The sequence below is a fragment of the Neobacillus niacini genome, assembly GCF_046591715.1.
GTDB lineage: Bacteria > Bacillota > Bacilli > Bacillales > Cytobacillaceae > Neobacillus > Neobacillus niacini_L.
Genome location: NZ_JAWVNQ010000004.1, coordinates 301,597 through 320,317, shown reverse-complemented (window position 1 = coordinate 320,317; position 18,721 = coordinate 301,597). Strand labels below are relative to the sequence as shown.

General features: G+C 38.2%; 15 protein-coding genes. All 15 read left to right on the top strand.

From position 1 onward, the window contains the following. Nucleotides 1-38 precede the first annotated feature (38 nt). The 15 genes from SFC47_RS13775 to SFC47_RS13700 all read left to right on the top strand — a co-directional run bounded on the left by SFC47_RS13775 (nucleotide 39) and on the right by SFC47_RS13700 (nucleotide 18,713). On the top strand, nucleotides 39-968 hold the full coding sequence (locus tag SFC47_RS13775; RefSeq protein WP_411254861.1) for an ABC transporter permease: 930 nt from the start codon (nucleotides 39-41) through the stop codon (nucleotides 966-968). Beyond that, nucleotides 968-1,900: an ABC transporter permease gene (locus SFC47_RS13770; protein WP_411254860.1), complete on the top strand. Its 933-nt coding sequence runs from the start codon at nucleotides 968-970 to the stop codon at nucleotides 1,898-1,900. The genes SFC47_RS13775 and SFC47_RS13770 overlap by 1 nt, the downstream gene beginning before the upstream one ends. A gap of 18 nt (nucleotides 1,901-1,918) precedes the next feature. After that, nucleotides 1,919-2,917, top strand: coding sequence for an ABC transporter ATP-binding protein (locus tag SFC47_RS13765; RefSeq protein ID WP_411254859.1), 999 nt, complete (start codon nucleotides 1,919-1,921; stop codon nucleotides 2,915-2,917). Nucleotides 2,918-2,928: 11 nt separating this feature from the next. Next, nucleotides 2,929-3,903, top strand: coding sequence for an ABC transporter ATP-binding protein (locus SFC47_RS13760; protein WP_411254858.1), 975 nt, complete (start codon nucleotides 2,929-2,931; stop codon nucleotides 3,901-3,903). Nucleotides 3,904-4,144: 241 nt separating this feature from the next. Then, entirely contained in the window at nucleotides 4,145-5,011 is an 867-nt protein-coding gene (locus SFC47_RS13755) for a glycoside hydrolase domain-containing protein (protein ID WP_411254857.1), read from the top strand. Between the two features lie 249 nt (nucleotides 5,012-5,260). Continuing rightward, a complete protein-coding gene (locus SFC47_RS13750) occupies nucleotides 5,261-6,607 on the top strand; it encodes an MmgE/PrpD family protein (protein WP_411254856.1) in 1,347 nt (448 codons plus the stop codon). 23 nt (nucleotides 6,608-6,630) lie between these two features. After that, complete coding sequence (locus tag SFC47_RS13745) at nucleotides 6,631-8,007, top strand: MmgE/PrpD family protein (protein ID WP_411254855.1); 1,377 nt, start codon at nucleotides 6,631-6,633, stop codon at nucleotides 8,005-8,007. A gap of 39 nt (nucleotides 8,008-8,046) precedes the next feature. After that, nucleotides 8,047-9,246 (top strand): CaiB/BaiF CoA transferase family protein, encoded by a 1,200-nt coding sequence (locus SFC47_RS13740; RefSeq protein WP_411254854.1) that lies wholly within the window; start codon nucleotides 8,047-8,049, stop codon nucleotides 9,244-9,246. A 32-nt stretch (nucleotides 9,247-9,278) separates the two neighbouring features. Next, entirely contained in the window at nucleotides 9,279-10,061 is a 783-nt protein-coding gene (locus tag SFC47_RS13735; protein WP_411254853.1) for an enoyl-CoA hydratase/isomerase family protein, read from the top strand. 13 nt (nucleotides 10,062-10,074) lie between these two features. Then, nucleotides 10,075-11,253, top strand: coding sequence for an acyl-CoA dehydrogenase family protein (locus tag SFC47_RS13730; RefSeq protein ID WP_411254852.1), 1,179 nt, complete (start codon nucleotides 10,075-10,077; stop codon nucleotides 11,251-11,253). A gap of 18 nt (nucleotides 11,254-11,271) precedes the next feature. Next, nucleotides 11,272-12,132: a hydroxymethylglutaryl-CoA lyase gene (locus tag SFC47_RS13725; RefSeq protein WP_411254851.1), complete on the top strand. Its 861-nt coding sequence runs from the start codon at nucleotides 11,272-11,274 to the stop codon at nucleotides 12,130-12,132. 21 nt (nucleotides 12,133-12,153) lie between these two features. After that, a complete protein-coding gene (locus SFC47_RS13720) occupies nucleotides 12,154-13,449 on the top strand; it encodes an acetyl-CoA hydrolase/transferase family protein (protein ID WP_411254850.1) in 1,296 nt (431 codons plus the stop codon). Nucleotides 13,450-13,463: 14 nt separating this feature from the next. Further along, a complete protein-coding gene (locus SFC47_RS13710; RefSeq protein WP_486348378.1) occupies nucleotides 13,464-15,095 on the top strand; it encodes a UGSC family (seleno)protein in 1,632 nt (543 codons plus the stop codon). A 219-nt stretch (nucleotides 15,096-15,314) separates the two neighbouring features. Beyond that, nucleotides 15,315-17,228 carry a sigma 54-interacting transcriptional regulator gene (locus tag SFC47_RS13705; RefSeq protein WP_411254847.1) on the top strand — a complete coding sequence of 638 codons (1,914 nt, stop codon included), beginning with the start codon at nucleotides 15,315-15,317 and terminating at the stop codon, nucleotides 17,226-17,228. A 303-nt stretch (nucleotides 17,229-17,531) separates the two neighbouring features. Further along, on the top strand, nucleotides 17,532-18,713 hold the full coding sequence (locus SFC47_RS13700) for an acyl-CoA dehydrogenase family protein (protein ID WP_411254846.1): 1,182 nt from the start codon (nucleotides 17,532-17,534) through the stop codon (nucleotides 18,711-18,713). The last annotated feature ends 8 nt before the right edge of the window (nucleotides 18,714-18,721 follow it).

Here is an 18,721-nt window from a genome sequence, read left to right as displayed (position 1 = left end):
CTGTGAGGCATACCCCGTTTTCTATAAGGGGGAGTAAGATGCTCAGATTTGCCGGAAAACGATTACTTTGGGCGTTAGTGACATTATGGGCGATTATCACCATCACCTTTATCATTATGCATTCCATCCCAGGTGATCCATTTGCCAGGGAAGGAAAAATGCCGCCTGCAGTCTATGAAAATCTAACGAAGCACTATCATTTAGATGAACCATTATATGTCCAATATTTTCTGTATATGAAATCCTTACTCGTTTTTGACTTTGGACCTTCATTAAAGTCTTCTACTCTTACAGTCAATGACTATATTGAAAAAGGCTTTCCCGTTTCGCTCCACTTAGGGGTTCAGGCATTACTGCTTGCAGTTGTTCTCGGGCTTATTTTTGGTATTATAGCGGCCCTCAACCGAAATAAGTGGCCTGACTATCTGTCAATGGTCCTTGCGATTGTTGGAATTTCGGTACCGAGTTTTATCCTAGCGACATTTTTAATTAACTACTTTGCTGTAGAGTGGGGTCTCCTGCCAGCGGCAACATGGAGTTCGTGGGCGCATACGATTTTGCCGACTATCTCACTCGCGATGCTGCCTATGGCATACATTGCTAGACTGATGCGGTCAAGTATGTTGGAGGTACTGAATCAGGATTTCATGCTGACGGCTAAATCGAAGGGATTAAATAAGGGATTTATCATTTTAAAATATGCTGTTAGAAATGCGATTCTGCCAGTAGTTTCGGTACTTGGGATACTAGCTGCTAATCTGGTCACGGGAAGTTTTGTTGTCGAGAGCATTTTTGGTATCCCAGGAGTGGGTGAGTTGTTTGTAGATGGAATTTTTAACCGTGATTATCCAGTTATATTAGGCTCTACTATCTTTTATAGTATGGTGCTTATTTTTCTAATTTTCATCGTGGATATTGCATATTTCTGGATTGATCCAAGAATCAAAGTGGCAGGGGAGGAACAGTAATGGCCAAAGGAAATATTGTTTTTACGAAGGAAATGTTTGTCCCTGCGGAAGATAATTTCAAAGAAGCCGAAACGATTAGTGCACCGAGTGTATCGTATTGGCGAGAAACGTGGAGAAGGCTAAAAGAAAACAAATTAGCTCTCTTCGGACTGTTCCTCATTTTTTTATTGGTTCTTATGGCAATTGTCGGACCTTATATCAACGGATACTCCTATTTTGAGCAAGACTTTAGCAAAAAAAATCAACTCCCCAACTCTGAACATTGGTTTGGAACAGACACTGCAGGGCGTGACCTCTTTACTAGAGCGTGGTATGGAGCAAGAATCTCTCTCTTTATTGGGTTGATGGCAGCGATTATTGACTTTGTGGTTGGGATCATCTATGGAGGGATTTCTGCCATAAAAGGGGGAAGAACAGATAATATCATGATGCGGATTGCAGAAGTGCTATTTTCAATTCCTTATCTTTTGATGGTGATCCTCATGATGATTATTTTGGAAAGGGGAATTTGGCCCATTATTGTTGCGATGACAATCACTGGATGGATTCCAATGGCGAGATTGGTCAGGGGACAGGTGCTTCAATTAAAGGAATTAGAGTATGTGCAGGCAGCAAATGCAATGGGTGCGGGAATCTTTTGGACATTGGCAAAACATATGGTTCCAAACATGATGGGTCCCATCTTAGTCAATATAACCCTCACGGTTCCAACCGCAATTTTTGCTGAAGCAACTTTAAGTTTTCTTGGGTTAGGAATTCCTGCTCCTGAAGCAAGCTGGGGAACGATGGCCAGTGATTCCCTTGGAAGTATTTTAATAGGGAACTTTTATCAGCTTGCTATTCCAGCCCTATTAATCTCTATCACTATGTTTGCCTTTAATGTATTTGGAGATGGGTTAAGGGATGCACTAGATCCAAAATTAAGAAAATAAAGGAAATTAGGTGATTACTTGGACAATTTGCTAGAAGTAAAAAATTTAGAGGTCTCCTTTTACACCCACGCAGGTGAGGTTCAGGCCGTTAGAGGAGTGAATTTCACGATTAAGCAAGGAGAAGTTGTGGCGATTGTAGGGGAATCCGGCTGTGGAAAAAGTGTAACGGCAAAGAGCATTATGAAACTGCTGCCTTCTTCAAATTCGAGCTATAAAAAAGGCTCCATACTATTTAAGGGCCAAGATATTATTCAAAACAATGAGCGAGAAATGAAGAGGATTAGAGGAAATGAAATTGGAATGATCTTTCAAGATCCGATGACATCCCTTAATCCTACTAGTAAAATATCAGACCAAATTGCAGAGGGCCTAAGGAAACATCGAAACATGTCAAGAAAAGAGGCAGTAAATTACGGAATCAAACTGTTAGAGATGGTTGGAATCCCACATGCTGGTGAGCGTATTCATCATTATCCACATGAATTTTCGGGTGGTATGAGGCAGAGAGTGATGATCGCCATCGCCATTGCCTGCGAACCTGAATTATTAATAGCCGATGAACCAACTACTGCGTTAGATGTCACCATCCAAGCACAAATTCTTAAGTTATTGAATCAACTTAAAGACGAACTGAATACAGCCATTGTATTAATTACTCATGATTTGGGAGTGGTAGCGGAGCTGTGTGATAAAGTCATTGTCATGTATGCAGGGAAGGTAGTTGAAACAGGTACTGTAGCAGAAATTTTTCGAAATCCCCGGCACCCTTATACAATGGGCCTAATGAGATCAATTCCTAGAATAGATATGCATCGGGATGAAAATTTGTATTCAATTGTTGGGACACCTCCGGATCTATTAGATCCGCCAAAAGGGTGTGCCTTCTATCCAAGATGTAAGTACGCAATGAAAATATGTAAAGACTTTTCACCGGAAACGGAAAATTTAGAACAATCTCAAGAAGCAGCCTGTTGGCTTTACCACCCATTAGCCAAATCAGCTGTTAAGACATCATAGGAGGGTTTTTGATGAGCGTAGTAGAAAAAGAAGTCAAAACGAAAACACCTCTCATTGAAATAAAAAATCTAAGCAAGTCCTTTACAATAGGTGGACAGGAGCTGAAGGCTGTTAATAATATCAGTCTATCCATTCAACCTGGGGAAACGGTGGGCTTGGTTGGGGAAAGCGGCTGCGGTAAATCTACATTAGGAAAAACAGTCATAAGACTGCATCGTGCTACCTCAGGCGAAGTTTTATTTGAAGGGGAAAATATCCTAAGTCTTCCAGAAAAACCAATGAAGAAGTTTCGGAAAGAGATGCAGATTATTTTTCAGGACCCCTATGCATCTTTAAACCCTAGAATGACTGTTGAAGAACTAATTGGTGAACCGCTTTCTATTCATAAGATTGTAACCGGAAAGGCGAAAAAGGATCGAATTAAAGAATTGATTCTTCAAGTCGGACTGAAGCCGGAGCATTTACAGCGATATCCGCATGAATTCAGCGGGGGCCAGCGCCAGCGGATTGGAATTGCCCGGTCTTTAGCGCTAAATCCTAAATTCATCGTATGTGATGAACCAATTTCTGCCTTAGATGTCTCAATTCAAGCGCAAGTTGTCAACTTACTGAAGCAGCTGCAACAGGAACTAGGCCTTACATATTTATTCATTGCCCATGATCTATCAATGGTTAAATATATATCGGACCGAATTCTTGTTATGTATTTAGGGAACATGATGGAACTCGCTGACAGTGAGACCCTATCAAGAGAGCCATTACATCCGTATACTCAAGCACTAATGTCAGCTGTTCCAATACCAGACCCTGAGGTAAAAAGGGAACGAATTGTATTAGAGGGAGAAGTCCCAAGTCCGCTAAATCCGCCAAGCGGCTGTGTATTTCGAACACGATGCATTCATGCGATGGATATCTGCACGAAACAGGTTCCAAATTGGAAAGAAGTTAAGAATGGACATTTTACGGCTTGTCACTTATATAACTAAATACACAAATAAGGTCTTGTTTATATCATAATTATATTATGTTAACTTAGTAAACTTCTTTCAATGCCAGAAATCATTAGTTCTGGCATTTTTGCTGTTATTTTGGCTTATTTGTTATTCCCATTGAGTTGGAATAACAAAATTAGGTTTTTTTCATTCAAAAGGAGGGGGTACAAATCCTCACGCCTCTATACGACTGCCAGAATAAATTGATTATGAAGTCAGAAGTATGGAGGAGAAAATGAAAACAGGTAAAATATTTTGGGTAATAGTGCTAAGTGCTTTTCTCGTTCTCTCAATACTCATTTTATTTTTTCACCATAACAGCAAGCCAGCCACAACAGAACCTGTGAAAGAACCACAAACTGTAACAGAGACTAATATAGAAGGCGATGAGCCAGAAAAACAACCTGAGCCAGAGCCTAAACCAGAACCAGAATCGCAGCCACAACAGGAGCAGCCCCAAATTTTATGGGGAGTTGATACCGCTAGTCCGCTGGACCAAGCATTTTTACAATGTGTTGTGGATAACTACGGGAAGCCGGCTGTCTTTGGAAGGTATCTAGAAACAAAAGAAGGAGTGTCCACAGGATTGACACCTGAAGAAGTAGAGCTTCTTCATCAACAAGGAATTAAAATCATCCCCATTTACAACCACTTTACAAACGCAACAACCTATGAAACTGGAGCCGAAGAGGCACAAGCGGCTATTGCATATGCACAACAGATAGGAATCCCAGAAGGAAAAGCGATCTTTGCAGATATCGAACCGACTTACCCGGTTGATGATGCGTTTATCCGCGGCTGGGTTGATACCTTTGTTGGCTCGCCATATAAGCCAGGTATTTACGGGGTATTCACCAATGATAGTGCACTTACGGCCGCATACCAAGCAGCTATTACATCCAATCAGAATGTTCCATCCCAAACGATTATCTGGAGCAGTAACCCGGACCCTGGAGTAACTCCACAGGCCGATGCCCCGGAATACCAGCCAGGTGCACCTGAAAATGTACCCGTTTCGATTTGGCAATATGGAATTGATGGAGAAACCTGTAACATTGATACCAACCTTATCTTATCCAATGTCTTAGATTTTTTATGGTAGTCGATAGTTGTTAAAAAGGAGAGTCTTGGAGACTCTCTTTTTAGTTTTTGACTTTAAAATGCTGATTGTTAATAATGTTCAGAAAAGTGTTAAAATTATTAACACAAGAAGTAACCCTAATGATTCTTCAGTGGACATTATCCTAATCTACCTATGGCTGAGCGCTTATTTTTCTAATGTTTAAATGTGGCATGAAAATTGCATAACATCTAAGTATAAAATGATTGACTTTTGAATGGGGTGATAATAATGCAACATTGGGTTTCTGAATGGAGAAAAAACGAACACGAGGAACTTAATCAATCTGTAATCCACGCTATAAAGAGGTGTCTTTTAGATACTTTAGGGGTTATTTGCAAAGGTTCAACCTATTCAAATATGCCGCCATTAAAGGAAATTCTCAATAGTAACGGAAATAGTTATGCTTTTGGTTTAGGGAATCTTGAAGCTTCGGATGCTGCTTTATGGAATGGAACTGCTGCCCATTCTGTTGAACTGGATGATTTTTATCGAGAAGGGTCCGTACATCCAGGTGTGGTTGTAATCCCTGTAGCATTGGCAATTGGGCAGGAAATAAATGCTTCGGGTATTGAAGTTTTAAAAAGTATCCTTATTGGTTATGAGGTTATGACGATAGTCGGTATGTCTGCAAAAGGAACACTATATAATCGCGGCTTCCATCCTACATCTATTTGCGGAGTATATGGTGCTGCAGCAGCATCTTCCTATTTATTAGGGTTATCAGAAAAGCAAATACAAATGGCATTTGGTATTGCTGGGAATAACTCATTTGGATTAATGGCATATAAATCGAATGGTGCTTGGACAAAGCGTCTGAATGCAGGATGGGCAGCAAAAACGGGTATCATAGCTGCGAAATTGGCCAAGGCTGGTTTCATCGGTCCTGATGATATCTTTGAAGGTCGATACGGTTTTTCTCAAGCCTTTTGTGAGGAGTTTACAAATGATTTCTTGAAGAGTATTGAAAACAAACCATTTTCTATTGAAGGAATCAGTTTCAAGCCTTATTCTTCCTGTCGATTTACCCATTCGCCTATAGATGCATTCTTAGAAATTCTCAATGAACACCATTTTGAACTTGACGAGATAGAGGAAATAAAGGTATTTACACATAAAACTGCTATTGAAGCAACGATGAAACCAGCCGAAAGAAAATATAATCCATCAACCACCGTTGATGCTCAATTTAGTATACCTTATTGCTTAGGATTAATTGCAAAATATAAAAAGGTCACACCAGAGATGTTTGAAGAGACCGCCATTGGTGATCAAGAAGTTTTGAATATAGCAAGTAAAGTAAGCGGTTACGAAGATGAAGCTTATACAAACCTTTTTCCTAAGCAAAATGCTTGTAAACTCATCATTATTACAGCGAGTAACACTTATGAAAAAGTAATAATGAATTCCAAGGGAGACCCTGAATATCCTCTAACAGATGAAGAAGTAAAGGGGAAATTCATAAATTTGACAAAAAATATTCTAAAGCAAACACAACAGGATGAAATAATATCAGCTGTTTTTTCACTAGAAAGCATGGAATCTCTTAATACATTTGCAGATATTCTAAAAAAATAATAGACATTTGGAGGATGCATGAAATGACTCTTGATAAAAATATTACGGATGCACTCGCAGCCTATATTATTGATAGCCAACAAAAGGAATTCGATTCTGAGGTAGTACACAAATTTAAAAGGGCATTAATGGATTACGTGTGTGCTGCCATTACAGGTTCTAATATGCCTGTCCCTAATAGCTTACTAGAGTATTTAAAGCAAATTGATAGCAGTGAAATTTCATCGGTCACAGGTAAATCTATGAAATTATCACCACTAAATGCGGCTTTAGTAAATGGAACAAGCGCGCACAGTTTAGATTTTGATGATGGCCATACACATGGATCCATTCATATAGGTACAGTTGTTTTTCCAGCAATCTTTGCAGTTGCTGAACAATATAGTTCAAGTCAGGAGGAATTTATAAAGGCAGCAATTATTGGATATGAAATTGCAGGACGTTTATCGGCTGCACTGCACCCGAATGTATGGAAGAGGGGTTACCATAACACGCCGGTAATTGGGATTTTTGGAGCAACAGCAGCTGTTTGTGTGCTCTTAAAGGCTAATAAAGAACAAATCTTAGATGCACTCGGTCATGCGGGCAGTTTTTCAGGAGGACTATTTGAATTTTTAGGCGAAGGGGCAGATATTAAGAGAATACATCCAGGGAAAGCAGCAAGAGATGCAATTTTATCAGCAGAATTGGCTCTGAAAGGAATAACAGGTCCTAAGAAGGTATTTGAAGGGAAAAATGGATTTGTCCGTGCTTTTGCTGACAACAATATCAATCTAGAACGATTATATTTGGGTTTGCATACTGAATATGAAATCTCAAAAATTTACTTCAAGCCTTATCCTTGCTGCAGGCACTTACATGGTCCAATTGATGGGACATTAGAATTATTAACCCTTAATCAAATTGATGTGAATAATATTGACAGAATTGAAGTTGGCACATATAAAGTTGGAGCAAATCATAAGCACAAAGAAGTTAATCATTTATTAGATGCACAAATGAGCATTCCATGTGCTGTTGCTTTAGCGCTAGTCTATGGAGAGGTTTCTATTAACACTTTTGAAGACTCTAAAGTGCAGTCTGAACAAGTACAAAATTTAATAAATAAAGTAGATGTAACGGCGGATGAAAGATGCGAGGAAAGCTATCCAAAGCATAGACCAGCAATTATTACTATAACCATGAAGGATGGTACAGAGTATAGACAATACGTAGAAGATCCAAAGGGAGAATCAAACTATCCTCTTACGGATAAAGAATTAGAAGCAAAATTTGTTAATAACTGCCTTGGAATTTTGACAAAGGACGAAGTTGACCAAGTGTTGAATGCAATTTGGACTTTCGAAAACCTGGAGAATCTAGATGTATTTTATATAAATTCCTCACTGCAGACAAAATAGCAGGTCATTCTACTAATCTCTAAAAAAGGAGGTATCACTATGGGGGCACTTTCAGGTGTTAAAGTATTAGACTTAACAAGATTACTGCCGGGACCATATTGTACGTTAATGATGGCTGACTATGGGGCCGAAGTAATAAAAGTCGAACAGCCGGGCGAAGGTGATTATATAAGATGGCGAAAACCAGGTATCAATGGAATTGGTGCCCGTCATTTAACCATTAATAGGAACAAAAAAAGCATAGAACTTAACTTGAAAACAGAAGAGGGTAAAGTAATCTTTAATAAATTAGCAGCAGAGGCTGATGTCATTATTGAAAGCTTTCGCCCTGGAGTCATGGAACGGTTGGGTTTAGGTTATGAAGAAATTTCAAAGAAAAATGAGGGAATTATATATTGTTCATTAACAGGATATGGGCAGACAGGTCCTTATCGCAATTTACCAGGTCATGATGTCAATTATATTGGCTATAGCGGCATTTTAGGATTAATTGGAGAAAGAAACGGCAAGCCGATTGTCCCAGGAGTACAAATTGCTGATATTGGCGGGGGAGCCCTTCTCTCTCTTTCTGCTATATGTATGGCATTATTCCATCGCGAGAGAACAGGAAAAGGACAATATATTGACGTTTCGATGTTAGATGGCGCTGTTACATGGTTATATGCAGCAGTTTCTGATTTCTTTGCATCAAATGAGGTTCCAGAAAGAGGAAAGAATCGGTTGGATGGGAAATATGCCTGCTATGAGGTATACGAAACAAAAGACAATAAGTTTATTTCAGTTGGTGCAAATGAATTGAAATTTTGGAAGAAAATTTGTGAATTAATAGGAAAGCCAGAATGGATTGAACTACATGAAGCGCCTGATGATGTTCAGGTGCAGCTTAAGAAGGATTTAGCTGCCCTTTGCAAAACAAGAACGCAAAAAGAATGGCTGGATTTATTAAAATATGAAGATACATGTGTAGGGCCTGTTTATGATATTGATGAAGTATTCGATGACCCTCAAATTATAGCTCGTGACATGTTTACAAAAATGAAACACCCTATTGCTGGTGAGATTAACCAAATAGGGTTTCCAATAAAATTTTCAAAGACACCTGGTGTTATACAATCACATGCTCCGCTGTTAGGTGAGCATACAGACGAAATATTATCAAGATTAAATTATTCTAACAAGCAAATTGAACAGCTTAGAGAAAACGGGGTTATTGGTGAAAAACAATTAGAACAAGCATAAGCTAAAAATTTCTTGTATGGGAGTAGAGATGAATGACATTTGTTGAATTAAATCGGCTTGGAAAAGATGGCAGGATTGACGAAATCGTCTTAAACCGTCCAGAAGCCCGAAATGCATTTACAACAGAAATGGCTCAGCAAATAATTGAAATCTGTCAAACTATTAAAAACAGAGATACAAGAGTAGTATTAATTCGTTCTTCTACAAGCAAAGCATTTTGTGCAGGAGCTGATTTAAAAGAACGAAATAAAATGACAGAATCTCAATGGAAGGAACAACATTTACTCTTCCAAAGAATGTTTAATCATATACAAGATTTGAAACAGCCTGTAATAGCAGTAGTTGATGGCTATGCATTAGGAGGCGGTTTTGAGATTGTATTAAATTGTGACATGATTGTTGCTGCGAAGACCGCGATATTTGGACTGCCTGAAGTTACAAGAGGAATTATGCCTGGCGGAGGTGGAACTCGTTTACTTCCAAAGCGAATCGGTGTACACCGAGCCAAGGAATGGATATGTACAGGAAGATTGATCTCAGGTGAAGAAGCCGATAAAGCCGGATTATTAAACATACTAGCTGATTCAAATGAACTTCGTGAAAAAGCAATTGAACTTGCTGAAAAAATTAGTAATAACGCACCTTTGGCAGTTCAAAATTGTAAAGCATCCATTGATGAATTGTTTGGAATGCCAAATGAACCTGCCAGAGCGAAAGAAATTGAGTTTTATGGTCATTGTATTAATACAGAAGATCGTTTAGAAGGCGTCCGCGCATTTGTAGAAAAACGTCAGCCGCAATTTTTAGGAAGATAAATGAGGAGGATTTATGATGAATATGACATTAAATGCTGAAGAACTTGAATTTCATGAAGAGCTAAGACAAAGTGTTCGAGCGGTTTGCAGTAAGTATCCGGATTCTTACTGGAGAGAGTTAGACGCAATGGAAGCTTATCCTGAAGAATTTGTAAATGAGATTACAAAAAACGGATTTTTAGCTGCTCTAATACCTGAAGAGTACGGCGGATCAGGCTTAGGATTGACGGAGGCATCCATTATACTCGAGGAAATCAACCGTTCCGGCGGTAATGCTGGTGCTTGTCATGCCCAAATGTATACGATGGGAACACTCCTTCGTCATGGGAGTAAAGAACAAAAAGAAAAATATCTGCCAAAAATAGCGGATGGGACACTTAGATTACAAGCATTTGGTGTAACAGAGCCAAATACTGGTACAGATACTACTAAACTTAAAACCTTTGCTAAACGTGTTGGTGACAAATACGTGGTAAATGGTCAAAAGGTCTTTATTTCAAGAGCCGAGTATTCCGATTTAATGATTTTATTGGTTCGCACTACCCCTATTGAACAAGTTACAAAGAAAACAGAAGGGCTTTCAGTCCTCTTGGTAGATTTAAATGAAGCAATTGGTAATGGCCTTACTATTCGTCCGCTTCGTACGATGATGAATCATGCTACAACAGAATTATTTATTGAAGACCTAGAGGTGCCAGTAGAAAACTTAATCGGAGAAGAAGGAAAAGGATTCAAATATATCTTAGATGGCATGAATGCAGAGAGGATACTAATTGCCGCTGAGTGTATTGGAGATGGCCGCTGGTTTATTAATAGGGCAGCAGAATATGCAAATGATAGAGTTGTTTTTGAACGGCCAATTGGAAAAAACCAAGGAATTCAATTTCCAATCGCACGAGCACATGTAAATATTGAAGCTGCGGATTTAATGAGATTTAAGGCTGCAAAATTATTTGATTCAGGAGAAAAGTGTGCTGCTGAAGCAAATATGGCAAAGCTCCTTGCTGCTGATTCTTCTTGGGAAGCAGCCAATGTAGCCTTACAAACTCATGGCGGATTTGGTTTTGCTGAAGAATATGATGTTGAACGGAAATTTAGAGAAACAAGATTGTATCAAGTTGCACCTATCTCTACAAATTTAATCCTATCTTATATTTCAGAACATGTTCTAGGATTACCAAGATCCTATTAATCTTAAGGGGAGAGCATATTGATTTTTCCTAAGGAAGTTGAAATTATCGAAGTAGGTCCCCGTGACGGCCTTCAAAACGAGCCTGGCACGATTTCTACTGAAAATAAAAAAGAGTTAATCACATCACTTGTTAATTCAGGTATAAAACGGATTGAAACCGCAGCATTTGTCCATCCGAAATGGGTACCTCAAATGGCTGATTCAGAAGAAATTGCTCAATTTTGTAATGAGTTAGGGCTGGAATATATAGCGTTAACCCCAAATCTTAGGGCATTGGAGAGAGCAATACTATCGAAGGTTCCGCAAATTGCTGTTTTTATTGGTGCAAGCTCAGCTTTTAATAAAAAAAACATAAATAAAGAAACATCAGAGTCGTTAATAGAGTGCGAACCAATGTTTAAGCTGGCAAAAGAAAATGGGATGTTTATTCGAGCCTATGTTTCAATGGCTTTCACGTGCCCATATGAAGGGGCCGTTTCTTTTGATGAAGTGAAATTTGTATGTGATAGATTTGTACAGCTTGGAGCGGATGAAATAGATATTGGCGATACAAATGGCGGAGCAAATCCAAAATTAGTATATGAACGCTTTTCTAGATTAAAAGATTTGTATCCAGATATTCCATTTGTCGGTCATTTTCATGATAGTAATCACTTGGCTTTAGCTAATGTGGTTGCTGCACTTCAAGCAGGTGTAACAAAATTTGACAGCTCGATCGGCGGCTTAGGAGGCTGCCCATACTCTCCAGGAGCTACTGGAAATGTTGCAACAGAAAGACTTGTAAACATGCTTTCACAAATGGATTGCGAAACGGGAATTAACTATGAGAAACTTCTCAAAATAGCTCCGTTTGCGAAGAGTCTTTCAACGAAAGTCTAATTATTTTTCGGAGGAAATATTGTGACAAAAAAAGAATGGGAAACGATATATGAAAATCGAATAACCTCTCTAGAGCAAGCAATACATTCAATTCAATCCCAACAAAAGGTATTTTTGGCTCCATTCTGTAATGAACCACAAACACTAGTGGAAGAACTGGTTCGGCAAAAGGATCGTTTACAGGATGTTTATCTATATACAGCCATTATTGGAAGTCGTTGTAAGTATGCTGACCCAGCGTGTCACTCCCACTTTAAAATTAGAACATTTTTAAGCACTCCGAGTTTTAAAAGTGCTTTTAACAATCAGGTATGTGACTACATACCTGTAAATCTTTCAGAAATTTCCCGTTTTATTACAGAAAATCCAATTGATGCTGCACTGATTCAGGTTTCTCCTCCAAACGAAGAAGGATATTGCAGCTTAGGGATTTCGGTAGATATAATACCAACATTGCTGAAGAAAGCTAAAAGAATTATTGCTCAGGTGAATCAGCAGCTTCCAAATACAAACGGGGTAACATTCGTACATGTCTCGCAGATTGATCATTTTGTCCAATCGGATCGCCCTCTGCTGACTATTTCTAATGGAGTGCCGGATAAAGTGGAGCTGGCCATAGCTGAAAATGTAGCGGAGCTCGTGCCGGATAAAGCAACGATTCAAGTGGGTGTAGGAAAATTAGCAAATAGTATCATACTCGCTCTAAAGAATAAGAAAGAATTGGGAATACATTCCGGGTCCATTATTGATCCAGTTATCGAGTTAATGGAGCTAAAGGTTATTACGAATGAACATAAAGAAATTAACCGGTTTAAAACAGTTTGTACTACTTTAACAGGAACAGATAATTTATACCGATATGCCCATAGGAATCCGGAGATTGAATTATATCCGGCAGAATACACCCATAATCCCGCTATGATCTCGCAGATTAGTAATTTCCATGCTATCAATTCTGCGTTAGAAGTTGATATTTTTGGGCAAATCAATGCCGAACAAGTGGGTGACTATCCTATGGGAGGTGTAGGAGGTCAGATGGATTTTATTAAGGGAGCAAGATTATCAAAAGGCGGAAAAGCAATCATTGCCCTTCCATCTACTGCCAAAAAGGGAACTCAATCTCGTATTAAGATTAGTGTTTCAAATGTAACGTCTATCAAATCTGAAATTGATTATGTAGTTACTGAGTATGGGATTGCTTCATTATTTGGTAAGACATTAAGTGAAAGGGCTGAGGAATTAATTAATATAGCGCATCCTAATTTCCGTAAACAACTCAAGGAAGATTTTGAGAAACAGTCTATCGTAAGTTTATAAGTTTATTAAAAATTATGGGAGTGATCGTTTTGGAAAGTATTCTTGTTCATGTACCAAAACCAATTGATAAAAAAGTTAAAAGCACGCTAGCACCTAAGCTATCAGATTTAAACAATGCAAATATTGCATTTTTAGATAATCTAAAGCCACAGTCTGACCATGTGTTAAATGGTATAAGTGAATTAGCACAAGGACATGCTGCCTCTATTAAAATGTTTAAAAAAATCGATACTCCTACACTATTGCCAGATGATGTAATTGGAGAAATTAAAGAAAACTTTCACGGTATGATAACTGGAGTCGGTGATTGAGGTTCCTGCACATCATGGAGTATCCGTGATTCGATGTATATAGAAAATCTAGGCATCCCAACCGTTACGATTTGTTCTGAAGCCTTTTATCCACTTGCAAAGGCGGAAGCTGAAGCCAAGGGAATGCCAGAGCTTGCAATAGTAAAAGTTCCTCACCCGCTTGGCAGTGTTAAACATGATATTGCTGAACAATATGGAAGAAATATTACGGACGAAGTTTTGGAATTATTATGCCGAGAACAAGATTCCATCGCGGTTGAAGCAAAAGTCGAAGATGAATATGTCAAGATAGATTATTCAAAAGACATAGAGCTTTCGTTTTTTAAAGAAGTGAATGATTATTTCTATCAACAACATTGGACAGATGGATTACCAATTATCCCTCCAACTAAAGAACTAGTAGATACTATGCTTCGATTTTCGAATGACCCAGCAAACAAAACCTTAGGTGAATTTCCGCCTCAATGGTCAGAAACTACTATCGAGAAGGTCGCTGTTAACGCGGTAATGGCAGGGTGTGAGCCAAAATATTTTCCAGTTGTTTTGGCTGCAATTCGGGCATTGCTCCACCCAAAATTTAATTTGTATGCGCTGCAGGCCACTACAAATCCTGTAACGCCTTTGCTTGTAATTAATGGTCCAATTGCGAAACAACTAGGAATGAATAGTAAAGCCAATGTCTTTGGGAATGGGAATAAAGTAAATCTAACCATTGGCCGAGCAATTCGCTTATGTATGATCAATATTGGTAATGCACTACCGGGTGAACTTGACCGAGCAACACAAGGGCAGCCTGGGAAAATTAGTTTTTGTATTGCTGAAAATGAAGAAGAAAACCCTTGGGAACCATATCACGTTGAAAATAAATTTGAGCTGCAGGAAAGTACGGTTAGTGTTTTCGGCGCAGCTGGCACGCAAAATATTCTTGACGAATCTAGTACAAGTGCACAAAGCTTATTAATTATGATTGCAGGGACCATGACAGGATTAGGAACGAATAATCTAAGTGTTGGCGGAGAAGTCTTAATTGTGTTAAGTCCCGAGCATGCCCAATTGATAAAAGATGACGGTTTCTCTAAAAAGGATGTACAGAAATTTCTGTATGATTATGCAAGGGTTCCTTTAAGTGCACTCCCTGAAGAGACCAAAAAACAACTATTATATAAGCGAAGACCAAAATGGTTCCTAAATGTTCCAGATTATTATATGGCCCCGATTGTTGATTCTCCAGAGGACATAAAGGTAATAGTAGCAGGAAGCCATGGTCCACATTCGACATTTATTCCATCCTTTGGTCAAGCAAGCAGAACAGTGACAGTGCCAATTGAAACCTAAGATTGGTCAAATTTATTTATCTATGAATAATAAATTCTATTAATTAGCAAAGCATTCTCTCTTAAAAAGTACAGTAAAGAGAAGAGTGCTTTGCTATTTTTTTCCCAAATTTCCTCGATTTTTAATTTAACGGACAATTCCGCTGGTCGGATTATGTTAAAATATAGTAAAAATTGAATTTTCATAATTATCACTCAGAATTACATAGGAGGGAATGAAATGAATGCAAGACTAATTATGACTTCTCCGTATAAGCAGATGACAGATATTATCAAAAAAGTATCAGAAGAACTTGGATGTGAGCTAACCATAATTGAGGAAACAATGTCTGGAGCAGCAGAAAAGATATCTGAACTCGTAAGGAAAAGTGGTTATGAAGTAATTATTAGTCGTGCGGGTACTGCTGAGCAAATTGCTAAAGTGGTAGATATGCCAATCATTCATTGTGATAATAGTGATTTTGACTTAATGCAAGCTTTTCTAAATGCTAGAAAACTAGGAAACCATGTAGGATTCCTTACCTACCCCGAGGAAGCATTTCCATACAAAATGGAAACAGTCTCCCATGTAATAGGTTTTCAAGTTACCCAGCTTCCATATAAGAATATGGATGATATAAAGGAACAGATCAAGAAGGCAAAAGAAATAGGAATAGATGTAATTGTTGGTGGAGGAAGACGTGCTCATAAGGTAATTGAAAATTTTGGGATGAAAGTAGTACCAATTTTAACGAGTGAAAGAATTATTAAACGTACGATATTACGTGCTCAGGAAATCGCAAAATACCGTATTATTGCGCGAGAGAGAGCAACAAGATTAAATGCATTAATATCCACGACTGGAGAAGGGATATTGTTTGTAAATCGTCAAGGAATAATTGAAATGATTAATCCCGCAGCTGAGGAAATGTTTGATATAGCAGAGAAGGACGTAATAGGAAGATCTTACGAAGAAATTACGAATACAAAATTACGAAAACTTCTATCGAATGATTATGATTCGAATGAGAAGGGATCAATTACAACAAGTGATATGGTCATCACTTTTCAGCAAGTTAAAATTGAAAGTGAAGAAGAAGGCAGATTGTTTACTTGTAGAGCCATCAGTGAGATTCAACAATTAGAAAACAGAATACGTCGAGAATCACATGCAAAAGGACTGATTGCAAGGTCGAGTTTTTCTGATATTAAATACTCCAGCATAAAAATGGAAGCAATACTTAAAAGAGCAAAAGTGTATGCAGAAACAGAATCTACAATATTAATAACCGGAGAAAGCGGGACAGGGAAGGAGTTAATTGCACAAGGAATTCACAATGCTAGCGTAAGGGCTAAAGGTCCATTTGTAGCTGTCAATTGCGCCGCATTGCCAGAGTCTTTGCTTGAGAGTGAATTATTTGGATATTCCGATGGTGCTTTTACCGGTGCAAAAAAAGGCGGCCGAGCAGGCGTATTTGAACTTTCTCATGGAGGTACAATTTTTCTCGATGAGATTGGAGAAATTTCTGCTCCCATCCAAGCACGTTTGCTCAGGGTTTTACAAGAAAGAGAGGTTATGAGAGTTGGAGGAGATCGGGTTATACCTGTAGATATACGTATTGTGACTGCTACCAATCAAAATTTATGGAAACTTGTAACAGAAGGGAAATTTCGCGCCGATTTATTTTTCAGAATCAATGTATTAAGACTTGAAGTGCCTCCACTGAAAGCTAGAAAAGAGGATATCCCTGAATTAGTGGATCATTTCTTTAAAAAAGGAACCTCTAGTTTACAATGGGAGAATTTATCTCAAAAGGTTAGGGACTTTTTTTTGAATTATGGATGGCCAGGGAATATTAGACAGCTTGAAAACATTGTAGAACGATTTCAATTATGTGTTCTTGGATCCCAAAATGAAGATGAATTTATCGATGAAATAGTAAATGAAACAGAGATAACCGGGCATAGTGAAGAAAAAAATAAAGAAGATTCGCTCCGAATTGAAATTTCTTCTATGGAAGAAATTGAAAAACAAATTTATGAAAAAATGCTTCAGCGGTACAACAATAATCGTACGCTTGTAGCCGAAAAACTTGGAGTAAGCAGGACAACTCTATGGAAGAAAATAAGCAAAAATATGGAGAAAGTAGATTAATTCGGATAGCTTCATAATAGAAGTTAAATGGTCCGTTCAAAAAATGAATGGAAGTCTTGGTAAACTGTTCAGTTTTTTAACGAGATTTGATGCTCATTTATTGAACGTTATGTTCATCATAGTATTAAAAAAATAAACAGTACTAAAGAAAACCCTATTTCTAATAGGACTAATTTGGCTTTTGTACCTTAAATAAATACATTTTTTTATTTAATTTTAAAATTTTCTGAATTGGCACAATAATTGCATTAAATATTAATAGAAAATGTAATTTTACTAATTTAAGGAACAGGAGCCGATAATATGAATTTCCAATTAACAGATGAACAGTTAGAATTACAAAAATGGTCCAGAAATCTAGCGTTAGATCACTTCGCAGAGAAAGCATATACATGGGAGAAAAAAGAAGAGACTCCATGGGAAAATGCAAGAACCCTCGCAAAATATGGCTTATTAGGGATGACACTTTCGGAAGAAGACGGCGGCCAAGGGCGGTCTTTAATCGATGCTATGATTGTAATGGAGGAACTCGCAAAGGTTTGTCCTCACACAGCAGACTTATTTCAAGTAGGGAATTTTGGTGCGATTAAACAAGTAGCAACCTATGGATCGAAAGAATTGAAAGAAAGGGTTTTACCGTCTATTTTGGCAGGAGAAAAGTTAATCTCAGTTGGAATGTCAGAACCAAACGCAGGGTCAGCGACGACAGACTTGCAAACGATTGCAAGAATTGAAGGGGATAAGGTTATTATCAATGGTTCTAAAATTTTCAATACCCATGGGCCGAGTAACTCATTCTATGTTGTCTGGGTAAGATTTGGTAAAGGAGTAAAGAGCACAGGCGCTGTGTTAGTAGAAAGAAATTCACCTGGTTTGACAGTAGGGAAAAGGGAAACACATATGTCTGGCGAAGAGCATTCAGCCCTATATTTTGATAACTGCGAAGTTCCGGTAGATAATATTCTGGTCGCTGAAGACGGTTTTAGGAAATTATTTAAAATGTTCAATGTAGAACGTTCAGGAAATGCTACAAGAGCATTAGCTTTAGCTCAATCCGCATTTGATAAGGCAGTACAGCATGCCAAAGAACGTGAGCAATTCGGACGGCCATTAGCAGAATTCCAAGGTATTCAATGGAAGATAGCAGAAATGAAAATTAAATTAGACGCAGCTAGACTATTATTATATCGGGCAGCAACCAATGCTGACTTAGGCGCACCAAGCCTTTTAGAGACATCTATTGCAAAATCTTATGTTAACACTGCTGCATTTGAAGTAGCTCATGAGGCACTGCAAATTTTTGGGGGTTATGGTTATTCAACAGAGTATCCGCTAGAGTACATTTTTAGAAGAGTTAGAGGCTGGATGATTGCTGGCGGTACACCTGAGATGATGAAAAACAAAATTGCAGAGGAAGTATTAGGAATGAAATTTAGCCAGCGAAGACCTAAAGTAACTGAAAATGTAAAAATTAATAATAGCTAAGAACTATT

Excerpts from the sequence above, each read along its gene's own strand:
- SFC47_RS13760 (WP_411254858.1), top strand. The coding sequence starts at position 2,929 with ATGAGCGTAGTAGAAAAAGAAGTCAAAACGAAAACACCTCTCATTGAA.
- SFC47_RS13730 (WP_411254852.1), top strand. The coding sequence starts at position 10,075 with ATGATGAATATGACATTAAATGCTGAAGAACTTGAATTTCATGAAGAG.
- SFC47_RS13750 (WP_411254856.1), top strand. The coding sequence starts at position 5,261 with ATGCAACATTGGGTTTCTGAATGGAGAAAAAACGAACACGAGGAACTT.
- SFC47_RS13745 (WP_411254855.1), top strand. The coding sequence starts at position 6,631 with ATGACTCTTGATAAAAATATTACGGATGCACTCGCAGCCTATATTATT.
- SFC47_RS13705 (WP_411254847.1), top strand. The coding sequence starts at position 15,315 with ATGAATGCAAGACTAATTATGACTTCTCCGTATAAGCAGATGACAGAT.
- SFC47_RS13775 (WP_411254861.1), top strand. The coding sequence starts at position 39 with ATGCTCAGATTTGCCGGAAAACGATTACTTTGGGCGTTAGTGACATTA.
- SFC47_RS13735 (WP_411254853.1), top strand. The coding sequence starts at position 9,279 with ATGACATTTGTTGAATTAAATCGGCTTGGAAAAGATGGCAGGATTGAC.
- SFC47_RS13700 (WP_411254846.1), top strand. The coding sequence starts at position 17,532 with ATGAATTTCCAATTAACAGATGAACAGTTAGAATTACAAAAATGGTCC.
- SFC47_RS13740 (WP_411254854.1), top strand. The coding sequence starts at position 8,047 with ATGGGGGCACTTTCAGGTGTTAAAGTATTAGACTTAACAAGATTACTG.
- SFC47_RS13770 (WP_411254860.1), top strand. The coding sequence starts at position 968 with ATGGCCAAAGGAAATATTGTTTTTACGAAGGAAATGTTTGTCCCTGCG.
- SFC47_RS13755 (WP_411254857.1), top strand. The coding sequence starts at position 4,145 with ATGAAAACAGGTAAAATATTTTGGGTAATAGTGCTAAGTGCTTTTCTC.